Annotated in this window: 3 protein-coding genes; all 3 read left to right on the top strand. The window is 40.8% G+C overall.

What is annotated here, in order from left to right:
* Nucleotides 1-768 (top strand): MiaB/RimO family radical SAM methylthiotransferase (locus K6G87_RS19185; protein WP_296840900.1); only part of this gene is annotated, 768 nt, incomplete at its 5' end.
* A gap of 221 nt (nucleotides 769-989) precedes the next feature.
* Nucleotides 990-3,647: a DNA mismatch repair protein MutS gene (gene mutS / locus K6G87_RS19180; RefSeq protein ID WP_296840902.1), complete on the top strand. Its 2,658-nt coding sequence runs from the start codon at nucleotides 990-992 to the stop codon at nucleotides 3,645-3,647.
* Nucleotides 3,648-3,660: 13 nt separating this feature from the next.
* On the top strand, nucleotides 3,661-5,175 hold a 1,515-nt coding region (gene mutL / locus K6G87_RS19175; protein WP_296840898.1), incomplete at its 3' end, for a DNA mismatch repair endonuclease MutL.

Here is a 5,175-nt window from a genome sequence, read left to right as displayed (position 1 = left end):
GAGAGGCTTGTAGCTGACGGCGTCAAAGAGGTAATGCTTCTTGGACAGAACGTAAACTCTTATGGAACAGGACTTCCTGAAGACAGAAAGATATCTTTTGCCAAACTTCTTAGTGAAGTATGTAAGGTTGAAGGGCTTGAGAGAGTAAGATTTATGACACCTCACCCCAAGGATCTGTCTCAGGAGCTTATAGATGTTATTAAGGCAAATCCTAAGGTTGCAAGACATATACATCTTCCTCTCCAGTCAGGAAGTACTGAGATTCTTAGAAGGATGAACAGAAAGTATACAAGAGAGCAGTATCTTGAGCTTGCACTTAGAATAAGGCGTGAATTGCCGGATGCAGCAATTACCACTGATATAATCGTGGGATTCCCCGGTGAAACAGATGCCGATGTTGATGATACAATTGATATAGTTAAGCAGGTCAAATATGATAATGCATTTACTTTCATCTATTCAAAGCGTACAGGTACGCCTGCTGCTGGCTTTGAGACCAAATTGTTAGATGAAGAGGTAAAGCGTAATTTTGACAGACTTTTAAAGGTTGTTCAGGAAACTGCGCATGCCCAGTCAGCGCGTTTTAATGATACAGATCAAAGAGTCCTTGTTGAGTCACTTAATGAACAGGATTCAAGTCTTGTTACAGGTCGTATGTCCAATAATACACTTGTACATTTTAAAGGCGGGGAAGATCTGATCGGCAGTTTTGTAGATGTCCATCTTGATGAATGCAAGGGATTCTACTATCTGGGTCATATGATTTGAAATTACAATAATCATGGGTCTTTTTGTAAGATCTGATATTCAAAGGCTTTATGGAAAACTTGTCATATGATCTGATCAGCAAAAGATTTACAGACAGCAGTGAGATTACGTAAAAGGCTAAAAGTAACTAGAGTGGAGGAGTACTTTTGGATACAAAAGTAGAAACAACGGGAACAAGTGAAAATTTTGCATCAAAGCCTGATATTACCAAAGTATCACCAATGATGCAGCACTATCTTAAAACTAAAGAGGAGAATCCGGGATGCCTTCTTTTTTACAGGCTAGGTGACTTCTATGAGATGTTTTTTGAGGATGCTGAGATAGTCAGCAGGGAACTTGAGCTTACACTGACAGGTAAGGCCTGTGGTCTTCCTGAAAGAGCTCCTATGTGCGGAATTCCTTATCATGCAGTAGATTCATATCTTACAAGACTTGTTAAGAATGGACACAAGGTTGCTATCTGTGAGCAGGTAGAAGATCCCAAACAGGCTAAAGGCATTGTCAAAAGAGATGTAATAAGAGTCGTAACACCCGGAACCAATATTGACGCTTCGTCACTTGAAGAGACTCAGAACAACTACATAATGTGCCTTTGCTACGGCTCTGATATTACAGGCTTATCTGTATGTGACGTATCAACAGGTGATTTCTATCTTACTGAATGTTCTAAACTAAGGAATGTTCTTGATGAAATTGCCAAGTACCGTCCGTCGGAGATTATCTGTAATGAAGCTTTCGTCATGAGCGGAGCAGATCTTGATGACCTAAAGAGCAGGATGGGTATTACTATCTATCCTCTTGATGCCAGATATTTTGATGAAGATACCGGCAAGAAAGCTATAATGAACCAGTTCCATGTAAACTCGCTTATAGGTCTTGGAATTGATGATTTTAAAGTTGGTACAGTCTCTGCAGGTGCAATGATCCAATATCTTATTGAGATGGCTAAGTCAGATCTGTCCAACATAACTCATATTTCGCCTTATCTTACAAGCAAGTATATGCTTCTTGATACTTCTACAAGACGTAATCTTGAGCTTACAGAGACTCTTCGTGATAAGCAAAAAAGAGGAACTCTTCTCTGGGTGCTTGATAAGACCAAGACTGCAATGGGCGCAAGAATGCTAAGAAGCTATATAGAGCAGCCTCTTGTGGATATAGATGAGATGAAGGCAAGGCAGGATGCTGTTGATGCACTTTTATGCAATTCAGTATCCCGTGATGAGATAAGAGAGTATCTTGCTCCTGTTTATGATCTTGAAAGGATAATGAGCCGTATAAGCTATAAAACAGCTAATCCTCGTGACCTTCTTTCCTTCAGAAATTCTATCAGGATGCTTCCTGCACTTCGTATAGCTCTTGAAGACATGAAGGGCAATACTGAGCTTGACAGGATCTATGAAGATATAGATGAGCTTAAAGATATATATGATCTTATTGACAGTTCTATAGTTGAAGAGCCGCCTCTTACAATAAGAGAAGGCGGAATGATCAAGGATGGTTATAGCCAGGATATTGATCACTTCAGACAGGCCCGTTCCAATGGAAAACAGTGGCTTGCAGAACTTGAGGCCAAGGTCAAGGAAGAGACCGGTATCAAGAATCTTCGTATCAAATACAGTAATGTATTCGGATATGCTTTTGAAGTAACCAATTCCTTCAAGGATCTTGTGCCAGATACTTTTACAAGAAAACAGACTCTTACTAACTGCGAGCGTTATACAACACCTGAGCTCAAAGAGCTTGAGGATACAATTTTAAATGCAGAAGATAAGCTTAATGGTCTTGAGTATGAGGCTTTTTGTGATGTGAGAGACAAGGTCTGCAGCCAGATACAGAGAATCCAGCGTACAGCTAAGGCTATAGCAGCACTTGATGTATATGCATCTCTTTCTTTTGTTGCAGAAAGAAATCATTTCGTTAAGCCGGTTCTTTCAGAGAACGGAACTATCCGTATCAAAGAAGGAAGACATCCTGTTGTAGAAGCTATGATGGATCGCACAGATCTTTTTATATCAAATGATACATTCCTTGATGACAAGAAGCACCTGATATCTATCATCACAGGTCCTAATATGGCAGGTAAGTCAACTTATATGAGACAGACTGCTCTTATAGTCCTTATGGCTCAGATAGGAAGCTTTGTACCCGCTACAAGCGCAGAGATCGGAATTGTTGACAGAATCTTTACAAGAGTCGGAGCAAGTGATGACCTTGGAAGCGGCCAGTCAACATTCATGGTTGAGATGAATGAGGTTGCCAACATCTTAAGGAATGCAACCAATAAGAGTCTCCTTATCCTTGATGAGATAGGAAGAGGAACTTCCACTTATGACGGCCTTTCCATCGCGTGGGCTGTTATAGAGCATATAGCTAACAGGAAGTATCTTGGTGCCAAGACCTTATTTGCAACTCATTATCATGAACTTACTGAGCTTGAAGGCAAGATAGATTCTGTAAGGAATTATTGCATTGCGGTAAAAGAAAAAGGTGATGACATAGTATTTCTTCGTAAGATCATAAAGGGCGGCGCAGATAAGAGCTATGGTATAGAAGTTGCAAGGCTTGCAGGAATTCCTGTTATGGTAACAGACAGAGCCAAGCAGATATGTGCGCAGCTTGTTGACAGCGATATTACTGAGAAGGTTCAGCAGATAGCTGCTCTTACTGATGACAGATCAGCCAAGAAGTCAGCACCAAAACATTATGATCAGGTTGACCTCAATCAGATGTCCTTGTTTGAGAGCGTTAGTGATGAAGATGTTCTCAAAGAGCTTGAGGAGATCGATATAACCAATATGACACCTATGGATGCACTCAATACACTTTATAAGCTTCAGAGTGACCTTAAGAACCGTTGGAAGGGGAACGTAAGCTAAGAGGGAGGAAAGTATGGCGCAGATTCATGTACTTGACAAAAATACAATTGATCAGATCGCTGCAGGAGAAGTTGTCGAAAGGCCTTCAAGCGTAGTTAAAGAGCTAGTGGAAAATGCCATGGATGCCGGCGCCAAAGCCATAACCGTGGAAATCCAGGGCGGCGGTATTGATCTTATCAGAATTACTGATAATGGCTGTGGTATAGAAAGAAGCGAAGTCAAAAAGGCCTTTTTAAGGCATGCGACAAGTAAGCTTTCAAATATCGGAGATCTCTTTACCCTTAGAACTCTTGGATTCAGAGGTGAGGCGCTTTCCAGTATATCCGCTATAGCACAGGTTGAGATCGTAACAAAGACTGCTGACAGTCTTACAGGTATTCGCTATACTGTAAATGGCGGAGAAGAGGGAGAGCTTGAAGAAGTTGGAGCACCTAATGGTACTACGATCATAGTTCGTAACCTTTTTTATAATACTCCTGCAAGAAAGAAATTCCTTAAGTCACAAAGGACGGAAGGAAGCTACGTTTCAGATCTTATAGAGCATCTTGCAATGGACAACCCTGATGTGTCTTTCCATTTCATAAACAATAAGGATGATCGTTTTCATACATCAGGTAATGGTGATCTTAAAGAGCTTATATACAGGATATATGGGCGTGATGTGTCAATGGCACTTGTGCCTATCAAATGTGAGGCAGACGGAATACTTCTTGAAGGTTATCTTGGAGAGCCTACTCTTAACAGATCAAACAGGGGCTTCGAGAACTTTTTTGTTAACGGAAGATATATTAAAGACAGGATGATATCTCTTGCTATAGAAGAGGGATACAAGCAGTATCTGATGCAGCATAAGTTCCCTTTCTGCGTCCTTCATATAGTGATGGATCCTGATCTTATTGATGTTAATGTTCATCCATCCAAGATGGAAGTTAAGTTCCAGAATCAGCGCACACTGTTTGAATTTATAAGAATAAATGTCGAGCAGGTACTTAAGTCTCACGAAATGATCCCTGAAGCTCTTCGCGATGAGCAGGATGATCTTCGTGCAGCAGCACTTGCGGCAAAGAGAGATTCTGAGGCAAAGGAAGCAGCACTTGCTGCAAAGAGAGATTCTGAATCAGTATCTGAAGAGAATGAGAAAGAGCTTAGTTCAGCAGTGCTTGCAGCCAAGGCTTCTTCCGGTAATATGACAGGAAGCTTCCATGGTGAATATTCAGAGAGTGGTAGACAGCTTGGCGCTAATATCTTCATGAATGAAAGTAGTGATGATCCTTCTTCTCATCCCAAGAATACCAAGAATCTTGTCACTTTTATAGATGATGATGAAGGTGATGGAGACAGGGCAGATACTGAAGGCGGCGTATATAAAGCTGATAATGAAGGCAGTGGATATAAGGCTGATAATGAAGGCAGTAAAGATAAAGCAGATAATAATGCTGCAGATACTGTAAGATACGAAGGCCATGTAGAGCCATTTGAAGCTACAAGATATGAAAAGCTTCATAAGCAAGACAATAAGCCTGTATAT

The organism is Butyrivibrio sp., assembly GCF_024699075.1.
This window is presented reverse-complemented; position numbering and strand designations above follow the sequence as displayed.